The following is a 1,485-nucleotide window of genomic DNA, read 5'->3' as shown; positions in this document are numbered from 1 at the left end:
CAGGTCATGCGGCAGCGGGCAGCCGCGGGTTTCCCTCGGTGAGCATGGTGAGGGCTTCGAAGAAGTCGGTGCCCTGCTTTCGTGCGGTGGCGAGGTAGGAGCGGAGCGCGCAGAACGTCTCGGCGCCGGAGAGGGTTCGCAGGCAGCCGGAGACCTTCTGCCGAACCTTGATCATCCTGATCTCGCGCTCCGCGGGATTGTTGTCGAAGGGCACGGCGAAGTCGGTGGTGAACCGCAGGTAGTCGGTCTGCCGGTTCAGCAGGCGACGGGCCAGCGCGTGATGTTTTTTGGCCAGCTTCCCGTCCCGGTCGCGGTTCTCACTGATCCCGATGTTGGCTGCCGAGCGCAGCAGCCGGGTCTGGACGGCCAACTCGACCGGGTTCACGCTGGGGCGCCCGCCGGCGGCAGCGTCATCGACGAGGGCCTTGAGATCCAGCAGGGCGGCCTGGGCTTGGCGGGCCCAGCAGTACGCGCCGGCCGGGCTGGTGTCGATCACCGCGGTCAACTCGCGCAGCACGTGCGCCCCGCACAGTGCATGGGTGGCGCCGGTGTAGGTGTCATAGGGCGCCCACGCGTCGTGCACCGCGACCCCGGCGAACTCCGGCAGCACCCCGGCGGCGTCCATCGCCGCCACCCCGCGCTTGGCATGGCAGGTGATCAGCGAGTACGCCTCGGTGGAGGCCGAGTGCACCCAGTGCAGCTTGCCGGCGACCCGGAACCCGGTCTCATCGAAATGCGCCACCGGTGCCTTGACCAGCCCGGCCCGGACCAGCCCCAGGAACCCGCTGTCGGTGACCGCGGTGGCGGCGCGGTCGGTGACCGAGGCGACCGTGCCGCCACTGACCGGCACCCCGAACAGCTCGCTCAGTGCCTGTGCGGTGCGCTGCTTGGACAGGAACTGCCCGACGTAGAGGTAGATGATGATCGCGGCGATCCGCGGCCCGTACTGCACCGGGGCGTCGACCCCGGCCGGGGCCTGCCCGGCGGTCACGGTCCCGCAGCCGCAGCGGTGCGCGATCAGTTGGTGCTCCACCACCCGCACCGCGACCGGGGGAAGGTCGAACACCTGCCGGCGCTGCGCGCCGACCTCTTCCGCGCCGCCCAGGCCGGCGCCGCAGCCGCTACACGCGGCGGGTTCGTGGCGCACCCGCTCATTCGGTGTGGCGACCTGCGCCAACCGCGACCCCGGATGTCCCGGCTGCCCACCGGGCTTGCGCCCCGACCGGGTCCGCAACGACTTCGGTGCCGGCTTGCCCAAGCCGTCCTGGCTCGGCGGCTTCGAGGAGTTCTTCGACGTCGTCCCCAGCCGAGCCTCCAGCTCGCCGATCTTCACCTGCGCCGCGCGCAGCTCCGCCCGCAACGCATCGATCAGCCCATCGCGCTCCGCGAGCCGCTCAAGCAGCTCCACCACCGAGGGATCGCCGGACACCCCACGAGCATCATCGATCACACGGCCAGGTCAACACGCCACGCCGCAGGGACCTG

The 1,485-nt window shown here is 71.1% G+C and carries 1 protein-coding gene; it reads right to left on the bottom strand.

What is annotated here, in order from left to right; all coding sequences use genetic code 11:
* Positions 1-4: 4 nt before the first annotated feature.
* A complete protein-coding gene (locus tag BLW04_RS25450; RefSeq protein WP_217631281.1) occupies positions 5-1,429 on the bottom strand; it encodes an IS66 family transposase in 1,425 nt (474 codons plus the stop codon).
* Positions 1,430-1,485: the final 56 nt, after the last annotated feature.

The sequence above is a fragment of the Modestobacter sp. DSM 44400 genome, from assembly GCF_900107175.1.
Lineage (GTDB): Bacteria > Actinomycetota > Actinomycetes > Mycobacteriales > Geodermatophilaceae > Modestobacter.
The sequence above is the reverse complement of the archived record's forward strand: the minus strand, read 5'-3'. Positions and strand labels throughout refer to the sequence as shown.